This window comes from Bradyrhizobium sp. SZCCHNR1017 (genome assembly GCF_032381375.1).
Taxonomy (GTDB): Bacteria; Pseudomonadota; Alphaproteobacteria; order Rhizobiales; family Xanthobacteraceae; genus Bradyrhizobium.
This window is the reverse complement of sequence record NZ_JAUHIR010000015.1, coordinates 14,061-31,595: the sequence shown is the minus strand read 5'-3', so window position 1 is coordinate 31,595 and position 17,535 is coordinate 14,061. Positions and strand designations below refer to the sequence as shown.

Sequence of the window (17,535 nt, the reverse complement as noted above, 5' to 3'; positions counted from 1 at the left end):
TGGCATAGCCAAGCTGGTATCGCGTTATTGATCCGATGTCGAGGCGCCGCGCGATCGTTTCGGCCGCTCGCGGAGCCTCGACGTCAGAGGCGTTCAGCAATTTGGAGTCTGCAACTACAAAACGAAACCGGGCGCCATGACGGCGCCCGGCTCAGGATCGTGACTGGGCGATCTGCACGGGACCCGCGTCCCCTGCAGCTGCCTTACTGAGCGCCGGCGCCAGCGGCGACGGTGCTGCAACCGTCGACCTGGGTCGAGCTGGCGGCGATGGCAGTACCGCTGCCTGAGGCCAGGTACGACGAGCTGATCGCCGTCACAAAGGCGCTATTCAAAGCATTGAAGCCGTTGTTCTGCAGCACGCTGGCCGCATCCTGGCTCGAATAGAACCAATTCAGGAAGTTGGTGATGTCCGCCACGCGGGTCGGGGCCGACGCCGTGTTGTAGCAGCTATAGAGATAGGCGAAGGTCGTGCCCGTGACGGGATAGGCACCCGCGATGATCGGCAGACCGAGCTGCGACTTGCCGACAACGTTCACCCCGCTCACTTTCCCGTCGGCAGGAACAACCGTCACGCCATCGGCCAACGTTGCACCGGCCGCATACTGTTGGTTGTACAGATTCCAAGCCGTATAGGTTGTGCCAGTGGGGACCGCAACGCTCCTGAAAGCGTTATCGGCCGATGCCGGGGTCGGCGCAACGAAGCTCTCCCCAAGGTCACCCGGGTGATAGACACCACGAGCCCGCTGATCATCGTTCTGGACGCTGGCCGACAGCGGCGCGCTGGCGGCGGGGTTGTAGGGCTTGGCGAAGTCGTTGCTGACATAGCCGATGCGGCCGCCCAGATAGTTGCCGTTGGCATCCTGCGCGTTGCTGTTGACGGTGTCGGCGACTTCGCCGGTGCCGTTGCCGGCGAGCCAGCCGCCGGCGCCGGTCGAGACGTCCACACCCTTCACGGCCTTGATGTTGGCGATCAGGTTGGCGAAGGTCGTCGACGGCAGGTTGGCGGCCGACGCGTTGGTCTTGGCGGCGATCGTGGTGGTCGTGGTCGTACCGGTCACCTGGTCGTTGAGCGTGACGACCGTGCTGGCGAAAGTGACGCCCACGCCGGTGAAGATCTTCGCGTAGTTGTGCGAACCAGCGGTGTCGTCGAGCTGCGGGCAGCTGTTGGCGAGGAAGTTGGTGAGGATGAAGCTGGTGCCGGAGCCGTCGGAACGGAACGCGACCTGGATCGGCAGCGAGTTCGACACATAGGCCTGAGCCGCGCCGCCGTTGCCGGTGTTGTCGTCCATGAAGGTCTGGACGCGGGCCTGACCGGCGTTGTCGAGCGCCGCGATGGCAGCGGTGGAGCTCCAGTCGCGCACCTCGCCCGAGAAGATGGCGCAGAGCTGAGCGGTCGAGAGCTGGATCGCCGAGCCGGGGGTGCCCGCGGTGCCGGCCGAGTTGATGGTCCAGGTCGCCGTCGGGGTGGCGTTGGTGTTGACGACGATCGCGACCGGCGCCTCGATCATCGGCAGCTGGATCGCCGGACCGAATGCGGCAGCGTTGTAGGCCGTTGCCGAGGATGCGTTGCTGGCCGTGATGGTGGTCTGGTTCTGCCAGTTGCTGACCGAGGAGAAGTTGGTCAGGGCCGTCACGCTCGGCGTGTTCGTCGGCGAGCTCGGAAGCGGCGAGTCACCGGCGCCGAAGTCGACGCGCGCATAGGGATAGGTCGCGAGCGCCGGAACGCTGCTCTCGAGGAACACCGGCGGCACGGCCGGCAGCGACAGCGACGGCGCGCTGCCACGCAGCAGCTGCTTCGGATCGTTGGTGATGAAGGCGCGCTGGCCGGCACCGGAGCCGACGGCGGCGTAGAGACCGACCGTTCCGAGCGCACCGAGCTGGCTGCAATTGGCGCCGTCCGGCGTTGCGGGAAGCAATCCGGGAGTCGGGGTCGCCGCATTGAAGCCGGTCGAGAAGCTGTAGCCGTCGCTGGTCACGGTCTGCGCGTTATAGCAGTCCATCGCCTGACGCATGGCGAGCGATACCAGCGTGCTGCCGCCGCCGTAGACGGCGGTCTGGGCAGCGACGGGCTGCACCGCTGCGGCAAAGGTCGCGGCAGTCGACAGCACCAGCACCGAAGCGGTGCAGCGCAGGCGGCTGATCGAAGAACGAGTCGTCATCGGAAATCTCCGTGGGGTTGCAGTCGGATTGCGAGCCTTCGATGCACAATGATGCAGGTCATCATCGATGGGAGGAGGACCCATCGTGATGCAACGATCAGTCGGACGAGCGATCCACTCTCCGGCACGACCGGTGCGATCATTGGGGACGGATTGACGATCCCACAAAGCTCGCCCGCATCATTGCAATCGGTGGCTTGCATGGGAGAGACAATCGACACGGCGTCTCAGCGAATCTCTTTCTTCGAAAAATCTCGCGCTACCGTTCGGTGATCGAGCAGTGCGCCGGAACCTTGGTGGCTGCGAGCGAGCACAACTCTGTGTTTGAGACACGTGCTGCAACACATGTCATGGGTCAGTCATTGTGAGCCGGTACTTTGTTAGTGACGAGAACTTCGCGGCCGTGTGTTCCGAAAGGTCACCCAGGGGCGGGCGTTTCAGAAATGCGGGATCCGGGCCGAGCGGCGTTGCTGCGCGCGCTGATCGATGGCTATGACGAACTGAAGCGGCGGCTCGCCCGCCGATTAGGTTCGACCGAGCTGGCGGGCGAGGCGCTTCAGGATACGTTCCTGCGCCTGGAATGCGGCAACGACGTCGGCGTCATCCAGAGTCCGCGCGCCTATCTGTTCCGGACCGCGCTCAATCTCGCAACCAACCGCCGCGTGGCTGAGAGCCGCAGGCTCACGACATCGGAGATCGACGCGCTGCTCGAGATTCCGGACGATTCGCCTGATCCCGCCCGCATCGCAGAGTCTCGCTCCGAAATGGCGGCGCTGAGCCGTGTGCTGGGGCAACTCTCCGCACGTCAGCGCGACATCGTCTTCGCGACCTTCGTCGATGAGCTATCGGTGCACGAGATCGCCCGACGGCACCGGATTTCCACCCGCCGGATTCAGGTCGAGTTGCGCGAGGCGCTGCTCCATTGCGCAGGCCAGCTCGATCGTTCGCTGGAGCGGCGGGCACCGTCACGGCCAGACGCCCGCCTGTTGGCTTGCCCTCCCGTGCGGGCCTGGACGCCGGCGCTGGAGGACACTGGTAGTTAGGACCGCGGCGATGACGGCCGTCCGCGCCATCGCCGCGGACCTTTCACAAGCTGGACTGTCTCGCGGGGGCCTTCCGACCCTGTCGTCGTCGAGTCGACGCAGCGCCAACAAAAGGCGACCTACGGCGCTCGCCCTCGGTCTCATCGAAGCGCAGCTTACCCGCGCGACGAAAAGACATGACGTTACCGGCCTGCTCGCGCGGAGCCATATGACGCCGGCTCACGGCTGTGGACGGCACTCCGCCGCGCCATCCTTGCAGGCCTCGGGCTTGGATCCACCGCTCTGAGGCGCCATGGCGCCGCTGTTGTTGCCGCTCTGGCCTGCGCCGTTGCGCGCAGGCGTGTCGGTGCCGGAACTGCCCTGGCCGCTGCCACCATAGCCGAGCACTTCGACGATGATCACCGACGGCCGCGCATCAGTGGACGACTGCTGCGACGGCGCGAGCTTCTGCGGCGCGGCCGCCGTGTTGTTGCCGAGGGTCAAGGCCGCCACCGGCGGCGGCGCGACGGTCGGAAGGCCTGTCGTCGCACCCTGGACGTTGATGTTGAAGGCGTTGAGGATATGCGCGGCACCGAGGCTGAGATTGCCGGCGACGCGAATTCCGGCCGCGCCGGCGTCGATGGTGCCGGTCGGCGCGTACAGGTTGACGTCGCTCTGGCTCGGGTCCTGCCCCTTCAGCGTGACCAGCGCGGCGATGCCGGCGCCGGTCACCAATCCGGTCGGATTGAGGTAGCAATAGCCGTTGGCGTCGCAGATGGTCTGCTGCGGCGGACTGGCCGCATAGGTCTTGGAGCCCTGCCCGGCGTTGATGTCGCCATTGGCGGAGAACATGTCGATGTCGCCGCCCTGCATGGTCATGACCCGGCTCTGCGCGAGCTGGATCGTGCCGTCGCTGTAGCCGCGAATCGTCCCGCCGGCGAGCGTGAAAATTCCTTCCTGAATGGGACTCAGCAGGTCACTTCCATTGCGGCCGACATTGATGTTGCCGCCGGGCACCAGGATGTTGATGTCGTTGCCCATCTGTGTCTCGAGCACCGAGCCGCCGAGCGAGATCGTGCCGGTGACGACGCGATTGGCTGCGCCGTTGACGCCATTGACGGGCCGGTTGTCGGTATAGCCGAGCGCCGCCGGGAACAGGGTCGAGATCGCGGCATAGGCGCGGCCATACTCGCCGGTATACGCGCTGGCCGGATCGTTGCGATCCTTGCCGACCCGGATGAGAAAGTCGTTGAAGCTACTGACGATCGCGAGCTTCTCGCGCAAGGTGGGCGTATCATGTCCGGCGGCGATGGTGGCGAACCTCGCACTCGCGGCGTCCCTGCTGATTCCGAGGACGCCGGCGATGTCGGCCAGGAAATCGAAGCCGACATCCGGCGCGGTCGGCGCGATATAGGTATTGATGAAGGCGATGTAATTGGCGCGCGCACCGGTGCCGAAATAGCTGCTCAGAGCCTGATCGACCAAGCCGTGCTGCTTGTCGACGGCCAGCGCATTGAAGTCACTCCATGCCTTGGCGCGGGTGGCGGTGTCCCACGACTTGGACGGATCAATCCCGTCGTTGAGCTTGGCGGCGATGAGCCGCAACAGATCGATCCCGCTGGTGACCGACCGGGCCGGATCGACATATTCGGCGATCATTGCCGCGTAGTCGATGTGCTGCGGCTTGACGCCGGCCATCACATAGATGTCGGCGCTCTGGTTCGGCAGATATTTGACCAGTTGTCCCGGGACATCCGTATTCGTGCCGTAGTTGGTGCCGTTGCCCGCCGCAACCAGGCCCGCGTAGCCGTTCTGGCTCTGGCGGAGCGGACCGATGTTGCGCCCGGCCTGGATCAGCCACGAGCCGGGACCGTAGAGGACATAGGAACCGCCGATGATCGAGTTTCCCGCCACCAGAGATGTGACGTCGCTGACATTGTTGTTCTGGAAAGTGATGGTCGCAAGTCCGGCATTGGTCTGCGGGACACCGTCGACAGCCGACGTGATCGCAAATTCAGACAGAATGTTGTTACCCGCGGTCATGTCGGCCGGCTTGATCAGCGCGATGGCGGCGGTGCTCGCCATCGTGATATCCTGTCGCGCGGCGATGATCACCGGCACCGGGTCATTGGCGTGCAGCGCCTGGGTCAGATCGGCAAAGGTCTGCCCGAGCGGATTGATATAGCTCGTGACGGAACTAGCGGCACTATGCACGTATTTGCTGGATGCTCCGGTCGCCAGATCCAGCATGACGAGTTTTGAGTTGGAGTTGAAAGTGATTGACTGGGCCGCCAGCAGCGACAGCGTTCCCGAAGCCGTCCCAGTTGAGCTCGGGATCGGGACGATGTTGATGGTCTGCCCTACGGCACCGACGAGGATGGATCCGCTGAGGGCCGTGACGTCCAAGGTGGCGGGATAATTCGAACCACCGACGGGCGTTCCATAGACGTTGGTGCCCTTGGGCACCAATGTGCCCGCAGTCGCGGTTGCGAGAGTGATGTCGCTGGAGACGCTGGTCACGGAGATCCCGCTCCGGTCACCGTAACTGGTGAAAGGCGTGCCCATCCAGGAGGACGTCGCCAGATTGGACGCTGCTGGCAGGGCGACGTTGGAAACGACGGGCAGTTGCGCCGGATCATAGACGGACAGGAGGTTGATGCTGCCTCCGGCCAAGCCGCTGATGAAGCCGTTCTGCACGCCGAGGATCAGGTCGAGCGGTTTACCGGTCGGCGAAGTCGTTCTCGCCTTGGCGGTCGCGTTCGAATTTCCGGTCGGGATTGTCGCCGAAAGCGCGGAGTTCGGGTCAGCACTGATCGAGCCGCCGACCTTGATCCGACCGCTGCCGAGCCCGACCAGGAAGTCGCCGCTGAGAAGGTTGCCGCCGGCCTGGACCGACAGGTTGCCGCCGCCAAAGGTGACCATGTGCGCCGGATCGCTGGCGGTGAGGCCACCGGCGACGACCAGGGTTTCGGGAAGCGAGACCCCGATCTGCTTGATGTCGTTCCCCGCCACCAGGGTCGCGTCGCCGCCCCCGAGCGCGCCGATACCCTGGAAGAACGACGCGTAGTTGATCCAGGCTGCGGTTTGGCAGCTTGCCACGACGGTGCAATTGGCGAATGGTGTCGACGTCCCATTGCCCCAGCCGCCATGGAAGTACCAATTGCTCCACAGCTGCATCATATACTGATAGGCCGTTCCGGTCTGTGATCCCGCGGCATTGTCTATCGGCGTCTCCACCCCGATGATCGACTGCCCGGCGCTGATGGACACCGAACCACCCCCTGCGGCCCAGGTCGGCACATTCACGTTTCCATTGGAACAGCCGTAGCAATTGTAGTTGGACGGGAGCGTCAACGGCGTGAAATCGCTGGGCGCCGCTGTCGCCGCGCCCGCGGTATAGACTGCACCCGGAGCCATTTGATCGAGCAGCTGGAAATTGCCGGCCGCGGCAATCGTGATGTTGCCGGTTCCCGTGCGCACCAATGTCGGGATCACGAGTAGCTTCGTCGCCGACGAGAAATAGTTCACGTGGCCGTCGATATTGACGTTGCCGGTCGAGGCGCCGGTGAGCGCCGACACAGGTGTGACCGCGTATGGGTTCACCGTCGTGTCGCGATTGGAGGCGAAGGCCGCGCCCGCGACCAGGTTGATCGAGAACGAACCGTTGTTGACGCCTTGGACCCGCGACATCAAATCCGCTGCGGCCGTCGTATTGTAATCGGCCACCTTGCCCGATAGCGCCGGATTGTTGGCGATCAGATCAGCCACGGCAACGGATCCGCCGAAGTAGTCCTGTGTTTCAAAGAAGCCATCGCTGATGGTGGCCTTGACGGCGACGTCGTTGACCGCACGCACGGTCAGGACGCCGGGCTCCCCAGCAGCAGTTCGATAAGCCAGGGGCGTATTGGCCGTGGCGACGAGCTGCCCGGTGTAGTTCGTGTAGTTGGCGAGAAGCTTGCCGGCGACGTCGGTGATGACGGTATTCGCGGCGACCGACGTGCCATTCACGGCCGTGAATGCCGTGGCGTTCGTCAAGCCCTTCACGCCGCCGAGATTCCAGTTGCTGGCGACGGTGACGTTGCCGCCATTGATCGAGGATGACGGGTTCGACAGCACGATCTCGGGACGCACGTGCAGGATGGCGCCGAGCCCGCTGGCGAAATCGAACGCGTCGCCGTCGCCCGCGCTGACGGAGCCCGCGAGCGCCTTCTGAACGAAGCCGGTCAGCGTGGTCTGATAAAAATTGACATGATCGGCGTTCGCCGTGGTCGGCACGAAGATGCCGATCCCTTGCGCGACGTTGGTCGTCTGCGACAGCGAATAGGGTTGATTGACCGTATATTTGGCGGTCAGGGCCACACCGTTCGCCGTCACAGCCGGAGCAGTGGCGTAGGTCGTGTTCGGATTGGTCGCAACGAGGCCGGCGATGAGCAGGTTGGCGGTCACGGTTGCCGCCGTCGTGCCTCCGGTCACGGTTAGCGTGATCGGGCTCGTATAGCCGATGGCGGCGGTGTTATCCAGAGTGACCGTACTGACGGCACCCGAACTGAAGGTCAGCGACTTCACGACCAGTCCGCTGCCGCTGCCGCCGCCCGTCAATGTCACGACGACCGGATTGAGCGTCATGGCAGGGTCAGAGTAACAGGTGAATGTCGCACCACCCCCCTTGCAGGTGCGAGCCGTCGGTGTGCCGAAGCCCGACCCGCGGCTGGTCGTTGGCACCGTCAGCGCCCCGGTCTGGGTGGTCATGATCGCCGTGGCCACGCCACTGGCGCCGCCGACCAGGATCGTCGGCACCGACGTGTAGGTCGTTGTCGTGCTGTAGCTGATGGTATCGCCGGCGATCACGGTTCCGGCGACCCGCGTGCCTGTGCCGTCGAACCAGCCGGCGGGATCGATGATGCCGTCGAAATGGCGGCCCGCCGTCGTGCCGTCCGTGGTGCTCCAGGTCGCATAGGCGTTCAGCGCCAGACCGCCGCCGGATGTCGATCCGTTGGTGACGACGTTGCCCTTGAAGCGCACGTTCACCGTGGAGTCGCTGAGCAGTGGCGCGCGCACGATGACCTGGCCGGCTGGCGCCGTGGGCCCGCCGCTCACGTCGAGAACCGCGCCGGCATCGACCTTGATCCAGCCGGAATTGGCGCTCGCCACCTGCTCGAAGCCGTAGGTGGGATCATAGGCGTTCGGTGTCGGCGTTCCCGTCGTGGCGAGGGTGATGGTGCCGCCGTTGGGATTGGTGGCGCCGTTGTCGAGCGTGGAATAGCGGCTGAAGGCGGCATCATCCTGGGTGACGGCGCTCGCAAGCAGCCGCGCGGACGATTGGATCCACACGCCACAGGAGCTCGTGCAGCCGGATGACGACGGCAACGTTCCCGTTCCGAACAGCGAGATCTGGCCGCCGCTGAGACCGCGCGCATCGATGGTGCCGCCGACATTGACGCTGCCGCCATTGGCAGTGAGCTGGACGTTGCGCGACGTCAGTGTCGCGCCTGCCGGAAGCTCGATGTTGCCGCTCTGCAAGGTCACAGTGAAACTGCTCGAGAAGTTCGGCGTCGTGCCGTCGAGCGGCAGCGTGCCGTTCAGGTTGCCCGCTAGCAGGCTGAAAGTGCCGCCGAGATCGTTGAACCGCGCCCCGCCATTGAGCGTGCCCGCCAGCGTGGCGGTGCCGGTCGTGCCGTTGTTGCCGGTCTGGATTGCGAGCGACCCGGCATAGCCGGCATAGGGATTGGACACGTCGATGGTCGCACCGACGATGCTGACATTGCCGAGGCTGGAGATCAGCTGCACGCTGCCGCCCGGCGCATCCATGAACTGATCGTTCACCGGCAGCCGCATGCCCTGGGCGTTGATCGCGGCGCCGGACGTGAGCGCGACGTCCCCCGCCGCCGCAGTCAGGCTGACCTTGCCGCCGGCGGCATCGATATGCACGCCGTTCCGGACCGTGACCGACGCCCCGGTCAGCGCCAGCTTGCCGCTGATGCTGTTGTCGGCGGCAAACACGCTGGCGCCATTTCCCTGCACCACGAGATTGCCGCGTGCGGTGACCGTCTGATTGGCGCCGGCTTTCACCACGACGTCAGGCGCCGACAGCGTGAGATCGGAGCCGCCCCAGATCGAGATGGTCGGCACGCTGGTGTAGCCGGTTCCGCCATTGGTCAGGGTCAGCCCGGAGATGCCCGTGCCGCCGAGCGTGGCCGTCGCCGCCGCACCGGCGCCGCCGCCTCCGGTGATGGTGACGAGCGGCGCGCTCGTGTAACCGGTGCCGCCATTGGCGACCGTCAGAGAACTGACCGTGGCGACCGCCTGCACGGAGGCACCGGAGCCGCCGCCGCCGGAAATCGTGACCGTCGGAATGCCGGTGTAGCCGGTGCCTCCTGTCACGTTCACGCCGACCACACCGAACTGCGGTTGAAGCCCCACGGTGGGTGCGGCTGTCGTGCCGATGGCCGCGCCGGAGCCCGAACCGGCGGAGACCGTCAGCGTCAAGTTGGCGAGGACGCCGCTGAAGCCGGAACCGCCGGAGATGATGTTGACGCCGGTGATGGCGCCCGTGGAGCTGATGACGGCCGTTCCGGTGGCAACGGCTCCCGTGACCGAGTCCTTGATCGTGATCAGATCACCGTTGCGATAGCTCGATCCGCTGCCGGAGGTAGACACGTTGAACGATACGATGCCGAGCAGCGCGGTGCCGGTCGCCGTCGTTCCGCCGGCGCCGGAGATCGTCACCGTCGGCACGCTGGTATATCCCGTGCCAGCGTTGTTGATCTTGATCGAGCTGAGGTTGAACTTTGCCGTCGCGGTGGCGGCAGCCGCATCGATGCTCCCTGCTCCGGTGAAGACGATGCCGTCGGAAGCGTTCCAGTTGACCTTACTGAACCCGCCGAAGCTCTTGGCGCCGGCATCCGCGGTGATCACCTTGGCAGCGTTGAGGTTGAGCGTGCCGCCTGCGCCGGCAACGACGGTCGGATCGGCGCTGACGCCGGACGCGCCGCGACTGTTGATGAGAGTAATGTTGGCCGCCGCGATGGTGGCACAGTAGGCAGAGCAATCCGTGGCGCCAGCCCCGCTCGTGTTGCTGCCGATGCTGTAGAAGCCGGAGCCGTCGAACGTCAGCGTGCCGATCGGATTGGCGGCGTCACCGAGCGTCAGGCCGGCTTGGTCGTAGAAGTCGAATCCGGTGTTGCTGCGCAGGGTCACCGACGTGGCCGCGGCAAACAGGCTGTTGAACTGACCGGGCGTCAGATTGAGGCCGCTTGCCGCCAAGCCCTCGGGACCGAAATTGAACGTGTTCGCGGCGATCGACAGGTTGGGCGCCTTGAGCGTGACGCCGGTCGTGGACGCACCGTTGCTGTTCGCCAAATCGGGGGCGAACGCACCCGACCCGCTGGTATCGACCATGAGCGAGTTGCCGGCCGTGATCACGACGCCGGCGCCGGCCACGAGCTGCGCCGTTCCAACAGCCGTGCCGATGGCGAAGCTCCCGGTGCCGGCGGCGCCGCTGCGGGTAACGGATACCATGCGGCCGTTCGACACCCGCAGCAATGCGCCGTCGCCGCTCAGCGTGATGTTCCGGCTGGTCCCGGATACGGTTCCCTTGGTGGTAACCACGCTGCCGGCATCGACGGTGAGTCCCCTGGCGCCGCCGGCCTGGGTGACCAGGATCAGCTCGGGACCACCGAGCTGATGCTGTGCATCGGACGCAACCTCGAGATTCGCGGCAATCGCCGTGATCGAGCCCGGCGAGGTGACGGACGCGGTGCCGCCGATCAGCACGCTGCCGGCGCCCAGATTGCTGATCTGGTCGGCATCGAGGAACAGATAATTGCTGACCGCCGCGCTTGCCGTAAAGCTGCCATCGGCGGCGACGGTGCCGAACTGGCCCAGCCGATCGCTGGCGACGATCGCGATGTTCGCGGCTGCGATGTCGATCTGCCCGGTCGCTCCCTGGACCGCCGGCGCCAGATCGCTGCTGCCGGCGGCGAAATTGTTGGTGCCGCCCAGGCTCAGCCTGCTGGTCGCACCGATCACGAGCAGCCCGCCATCGACCGGCAGAGCAGTCGGCGCGAGGCCGTTGTTTGCCGGGTAGCTCGAGAAATAGCTGGTGCCGCTCGTGATGCTGATCTTGGAGGACTGTCCCCAGACCGCCTGCGATTGCAGCTGGAACAGCACCGTTTGCGACGAGCGGGCGCCCGTGATCGCATTGCCGAATGAGCCGGTCACATAGACCGAGCCGTCAGCCCCGGTGAAGCTGCCGGTCGATGCTGCAGCACTGGCTGCGTATTGCACAACCCGGTAGGCGCCGGGCAAGGTCGCGTACATGCCGGGGAGCAGCACGTAGGTGCCGGCCGCGATTCCGTTGCCACCGTTCAAGGTGACCGAGGTCCCCGGCACGATTCCGCTGGCATTGTTCAATGCCGAAGCGGGAAAGCTGGACAGCTTGCTCCCGCTTGCAACGAGACCGGCGGACGTCACGCTCTTCCCGGAATAAAAAGGATAGGTGGCGAAGGCCGGGTCGTAGGCGGCCACCTGGGCCTCGTAGGCCGGCACCAGCGCGTAGACCTGACGCCCATCGGCATATGTCGACGTGAAGCTGGTGGTCGTGCCGCTCGAGGTGACCGTCGAAACCGTCTGATAGTTGAGCAGGACGTTGCGGGTCCCGCCGGTGCCCGGAACATATTCGACCGCATACACGTCGCCGCCGCCGCTGGCATCGATGCTGCCGCCCAGCTTGACCGAGGAGCCGAAGACGCTGATCGATTTTGCCGGCGCTGCGGTTTGTTGGGGAACGGGACTAGAGCTATTGTTCAGATTGATGCCGTAGTACCAGGTCGCGCCATCGACCGTCGTTCCATAGGGGATGTCGAGACCGCCGGTCGAGACCGCGGTCAGACCGCCGGCGCCGAGAGTCACCGACTGGGTCTGCGCCAGTGCGCCCGAATAGGCCGTTGCCGATGTCGACACGATCGACTGGGTCACCGCCAGCGGCATATCGCCGGCCGAGCGCAGCCCGATGACGATGTTGCCGAGCGGCGCCCACAGCGTGCCGTCCTGCTCGATGTTCTGCGCGTCGAGCACGAGCGTGCCACCAGCCGACAGCGGCGCGGTGGGCGAGCTACCAGCATATTGCTTGATGGTCAGCGTCGGCGAGGAATCGCTGACGCTCATCGTCGACATCAGCAGGAAGGCGGTGCTTGTGGCCGGAAAGATCTCGGACGCCGTGATGGTGAGCCGGCCCGGCGTGACGAAATAGCCGCCGAGCGTGGTGCCGGTGGGCGCAACAGCTTCGCTGCCATAGCGGCCGGGCAGCAGCCGCACTGCGCCGGCCGTGGTCAGCGTGGCATTGCCGACATTCACCAGTGACAGGTCACCCTGGAGATCGATCCATTGCGTGACAAAGCGGCCATGGGATACGCCGTCCGAGCCGACATAGAGCGTGCCGTCCGCCAAATTCTTCGCTGCGGGGGGAGAGGGGAATTGCTCATAGCTGCTCCCTGCCAGCCGGACGTAACCGGCGTCGAGCGTGACGGTCGCGCCACCGACGCTCGTCGGAGTATCATTGATATTGGCCAGTTTGGCGCCGGCCGCCAGGATGCTGATCAGGTTGCTTCCGCTGTGAAGCACCAGCGATCCTGGCACGCTGATCTCCGTCGACCCGGCAAACCCGATCGTGGCCTTATTTTGCACGCCCAAATATCCACCGGCGGCGAGCGACACGGAGCTGAGTCCGCTATTATTGATCATGTCGGCAGTGAGCGTGACAGTCGTGGACGGCGTCGCCAGACCGCTCTGGGCGATCAGGATGCCGGACCTGATGCCAATGACAGATTGCGTATCGGCGTTGTAGATGTTGGAGATGATCGACCCATAAGACGCAAGCGTCCCCGGCAACGCGAAATCACCGAGTGACAGGGATCCACCCGTGGCCAGCGGCGCGCCTCCGGCCGCCGACAAGGTGCCACCGAGATAGACCGTGGAGCCTCCAATCTGCAGCGTGCCGCCATTGCTCCACACCGCCTGGGTCTGGAGCTCGCGCCCGACGGGGACTTCGATCACCCCCGCCGCGCCGGCAATGTTGATCGTGGCGCCCGGCTGCACCTCGACCGTGGCGTTGCTGAGCAGGGTGACCGTGCCGCCATCATAGACCGTTCCGGTCGTATAACGGCTCACCGTCGGATCGGGCACGAACACGCCGCTCACGTCGAGCATGCTGCCAGCAGCAATCGTGAGATTGCCGGAGCTCGCGAGGTTGATAGCCCCGCCTTGCGCCTTGACGCTGCCAGCGACGGTCAAGGCGGCATTGTTCGAGACCATCGTGACCGTGGCGCCCGCCCCGGCGGCAATGCTGCCTTTGAAGCTCACGGCCTGATCGGCGACCAAGCTCACCGTTGCACCGGCATCGGCGGTAATCGTCGTCCCCGCGCCGACATTGATGCCGCCGGTCACGTTCGCAAAGCCGGACTGGGACAGATCGATGCCGGACTGCGTGAGCGACAGATTGAGCGGCTTGCGCAGGCCATCGATCACGGTCCCGGCCTGGGCAAGATCGCCCGCCTTTGCAGCGTTCGTCGCGGTCCCTGCCAGCGATCCGGGAGCCGGGGTCAGGAGATTTGACTGTTGCAGCGTCAGCGCGGTGTTTGCGGCGACATTGGCTTCCGCCAGCCCGATCAGCGCGTAGCTGCCGAACCCGCTCTTGCTGAAGAAGGAGGTCGGCAGGTTGATCTGGCCGACGCCGCCGCTCTGGGTCTCACCCGGTGCATAGGAGACCGTGTCGGTCCCACCGACCTGGACGTAGGGCGCCTTGAGTGTGAAACTGCCTCCCCCGGCAAAACTCTGGGCGTAGATGCTGCCTTGCAGATAGGTGTTGGCACGATAGCCACTCTGGATCGGCGTAAAGATGACGGTGCCGAGATCCAGCGTAGCCGACGCGTGATAGAAGGTGCCGCCCGCATTCACCAAGACTTTTCCTGAGCTGTCCAGGATCGCAGTCTTCGCAACTTCATAGGTCGGCAGCAGGAACGAACGAGACGAGACGTAGGTATTGAGGCTGAGGCTTCCACCTCGTCCGAGCGGCACCCCGTCGGCACCTCTCTTAAGGACACCGCCGCGATCGAGATAGCCCCCGCTCGAGACGTCGATGACGCTTCCTTTCGCCAAGGTGATGCTGCGCGTGAGGTCGTCGGTCGCACTGACGATGTTGTCGACCTTCTTGCTGAGGTCGGTTCCGGAGGTGGTCGTTCCCGATCCGATCAAAGCTCCGATCGTGGGGACGATGTCCGCCGTCGTGCTGATCGTCACCGAGCCGCCGTCGACATAGGCGGATCCGAGCAGCGAGCCGTTGGCGGCGCCGCCGTCGTTGATCCACAGTCCGCTGACATCGAGCCGACCCGTGACGAGGAGATCCTGCACCGCCACGGATCGGTCGAGCCCGGTGTCGATGGTCGATCCGGTCAGGACGATACTGCCGCTGCGCGCCGTGATGGTCCCGTCGATCCGCTCGACGTTGCCGAGCGTCACGCTGCCACCGGGCAGCACGGTGAGCGCGGCATCTGCGGTCATCTGCAGCATGGCATTGCTGCCGGTGTTGATGCTGACACTGCGGAAGGCTGACGATGTGAGGAGGTCGCTGAACACTGGGAATGCCAGCGTGCCGTCGGCAAGCGCGACCAGCGTCGGAGCCCAGGATGTTCCGAGCTTGAACGTCGACAGGCCAAACGGATCCAGGCCGGCGTCGGCCCGAGGTTCGAGCAGCACCGTGTAGGTCGTGCTGTTGGTGCCCGACAGGGTCACGCCGAGGCCGGCGCCATTCGGCCTGCCTTCGAGGCCGGCGCGCTGGCGCTCACCGACAACGATCCCCGATACGAACGATCCTTCCAGAATTGGCGCGGCCGCGGTGAAGCCGGCGGAGCCGGCGCTTCGGCCGGAGACGTAGCCCGGATCATAATAGCCGGCCGCCAACATGCTGGCGTAGGTCTCAGTCGCGCCCCAGCGCGCATGATCGACCGTGAAGCCGCTGAGAACGGTGTAGCTGAGATCGGACGGCGCGCTGCCGATGTTGTAGACGCGGCCGTTGGAGCCGACCACCCGTGTCGTGGCCACGAAGCCCGGGGCATATTGGACATAGCCGCCGGAGAGGTTGATCGAGGAACCAGGCAGAGTGATCGCGTTCTGTCCCGCCGTGATCGTGAGCTTGCCGCCCACGGTCAGCAACTCGTCGATCGTTTTCGGAATCAGGCCAGTAAAGCCCTGGGCATTGAGAAGCGGCGAACCGACCCACGAAAATCCGTCGGCCCGCGTTCCGCTGAGCCGTGTATCGATCGTGACGGTGCTGCCGATCAGCCCCCGCGCCAGCGGCGTATCCGCGACCTCGGCGGCAGTCACCTTGAAGCTCAATATGTAGTTGGAAGTCGGCAAGGTCACGCCGGAGAGACCTGACAGATCGATGCTGCTGCCGGCTTCCATCAGAACGGTGCCGCTCGTCCCGTTCGACAGAATTCCGGCAGCCAGTTCGACCGCCGCTCCGGGCGCCCTGAGGAACGCCCCTCCAGCACCATCTGAAGTGCCTTGCAGGTCGACGTCACCGCTCGCCTTGATCGAGATCTGCGGCTGGATGTTGGCCGCGAAATAGGTCGACGTGGCCGTATTGGTGGGGATGGTGCTGCTGGTCTCGTCCGGCAGGATCGTCGTCAGGCTGCTCGGTCCGAGCACGATGCTCCCGATCGCTCCGTTGGTCGTCGGAGTCGTGTAGGATGTGCTCAGACCGATCGACCCAGGTCGGGTGACGCTCGTCGTAGCTTCGATCACTCCGAGTTGGCGGATGCTATCGGCGACCACGCTGACCGCACCGTCGTTGGAGACGATCAGGCCATCATTGGTAACGAGGCCGCCATTCGGCAAAACCGTGGTGAGAGATTTGGTCGCGATCGCCGCCGAGAGCGCGATCTGGTCCTGATTCGCCACGTTGACAAACACTGTGGTCGTGCCCGGCGTGAACGAGGTCGCCGTCAGCGCCTGCTTGCCCCCGGTCGCCGACGAGAACGGCTCGGTGAGCACGATCCCGCTTCCAGCTGCGAGGACGATCTGGCCATTATTGGCGGTCAGCGTGCCGGAATTGGTGACCGTAGGTCCGATCAGCGCTACATAGCCGTTGCTGGTCGTCGAGCCACCGGGGTTGGCGGTGATGTTCGCACCCGGCTGCACCACGATGCCGCCGCCGCCGAGCGATCCCAGCGTCTGGTCGCCCATCACGAAGACGGCAGATTTGCCGCTGGCCACCGAGAGTCCGTTGGAGTTCGTTGCGGCCGTGACGAAAAGCCCGCTCTGCAGGAAGAAGTCGTTAGCGCCGCTCTCGTTGGCCGGTGCGGCAAACGAGTACGACGTACCGTTCGCGGTGACGCTCTGCAGGCTGTAGTTCGGGCTGGTACCCGAGAAGGCCGAGGCAGCAGCGGTCGAGGTTCCAGCGATATCGTGGGTGGTCGCAATCAGTGACCCGACATTCACCTGACTGGCGCCGCCGAAGATGATGCCGTTCGGATTGATCAGCAGAACCGTGCCATCGGCCTTGATGTTGCCGAGGATCTGGCTCGGCTTGCCGGTCGCATCCACGCGGTTGAGAGCAACCCAGCCGGGATTGCCCTTCTGATCGAAAACGAGTGTGGTGTTCTTGCCGACATTGAACTGGTACCAGGTCATGATCGCCTGAGAGGCGGTCTGCTTGATCGTGACCGTGGTCTGGCCATTGCTCGCGGACTGAACCGGCTGGTCGGCTCCGCTCCAGAGGTTGGTGGCCGTGCCGGCCTGGGAAGCGTTCACGACGCGTGGATCGACCACGAGGCCGCCGGGCGACAAACCGTCGGTCACAGCCGGAAGGCCGACGCCGAGGCTGTTCGACGTGCCGGTCGTCGCGACATTGCGGGCAGCAGCCTGCGCCGCTTGCATCGCCTTCAGCATGGCTGCAGCCTTGGTCATCGCATCCTGCGACTGCTTTGCGATCGTTGCTGCCTGTTGAGAGGCGGCCGAGGCTGCAGCGCTCGCCGCGGCGGCAGCCGACGCCGCCCCCGACGCACCGAGTGGTCGCGCCTGGACGGCAGCGCCATTCAAGAAGAGCGCGATTGCACTCACGCAACCGAGCCATACCAATCGCTTGAAGCGGGACGTATGCGCCCCGCACGCAGCGTGCCGGTACGCGACGGCGGGACCTGCAGCCGGCGCCTGTACCCCGATGTCCGGCGAGCGCCGGCCGCTGTCGCCCGCATGCACAGCACGTCGCTGGCACGTGATCGCCACTGCTGCCCGCCTCGCGTGCATCGACCTGCCCTGCGACATCGTTCGCTCCTGATTTCCGGCGCGCGCAACCT

At 65.1% G+C, this 17,535-nt stretch carries 3 protein-coding genes; 1 reads left to right on the top strand and 2 read right to left on the bottom strand.

Going from position 1 to position 17,535, the window contains the following annotated elements; all coding sequences use genetic code 11:
- Positions 1-203 precede the first annotated feature (203 nt).
- A complete protein-coding gene (locus tag QW863_RS28580) occupies positions 204-2,159 on the bottom strand; it encodes a substrate-binding domain-containing protein (protein WP_315769401.1) in 1,956 nt (651 codons plus the stop codon).
- Between the two features lie 467 nt (positions 2,160-2,626).
- Between QW863_RS28580 and QW863_RS28575 the strand changes: the two genes are divergently transcribed.
- Positions 2,627-3,202 carry an RNA polymerase sigma factor gene (locus QW863_RS28575; RefSeq protein WP_315769399.1) on the top strand — a complete coding sequence of 192 codons (576 nt, stop codon included), beginning with the start codon at positions 2,627-2,629 and terminating at the stop codon, positions 3,200-3,202.
- A gap of 219 nt (positions 3,203-3,421) precedes the next feature.
- Here the strand turns inward: QW863_RS28575 and QW863_RS28570 are convergent, their stop codons facing one another.
- Entirely contained in the window at positions 3,422-17,146 is a 13,725-nt protein-coding gene (locus QW863_RS28570) for a filamentous haemagglutinin family protein (protein WP_315769397.1), read from the bottom strand.
- Positions 17,147-17,535 lie beyond the last annotated feature (389 nt).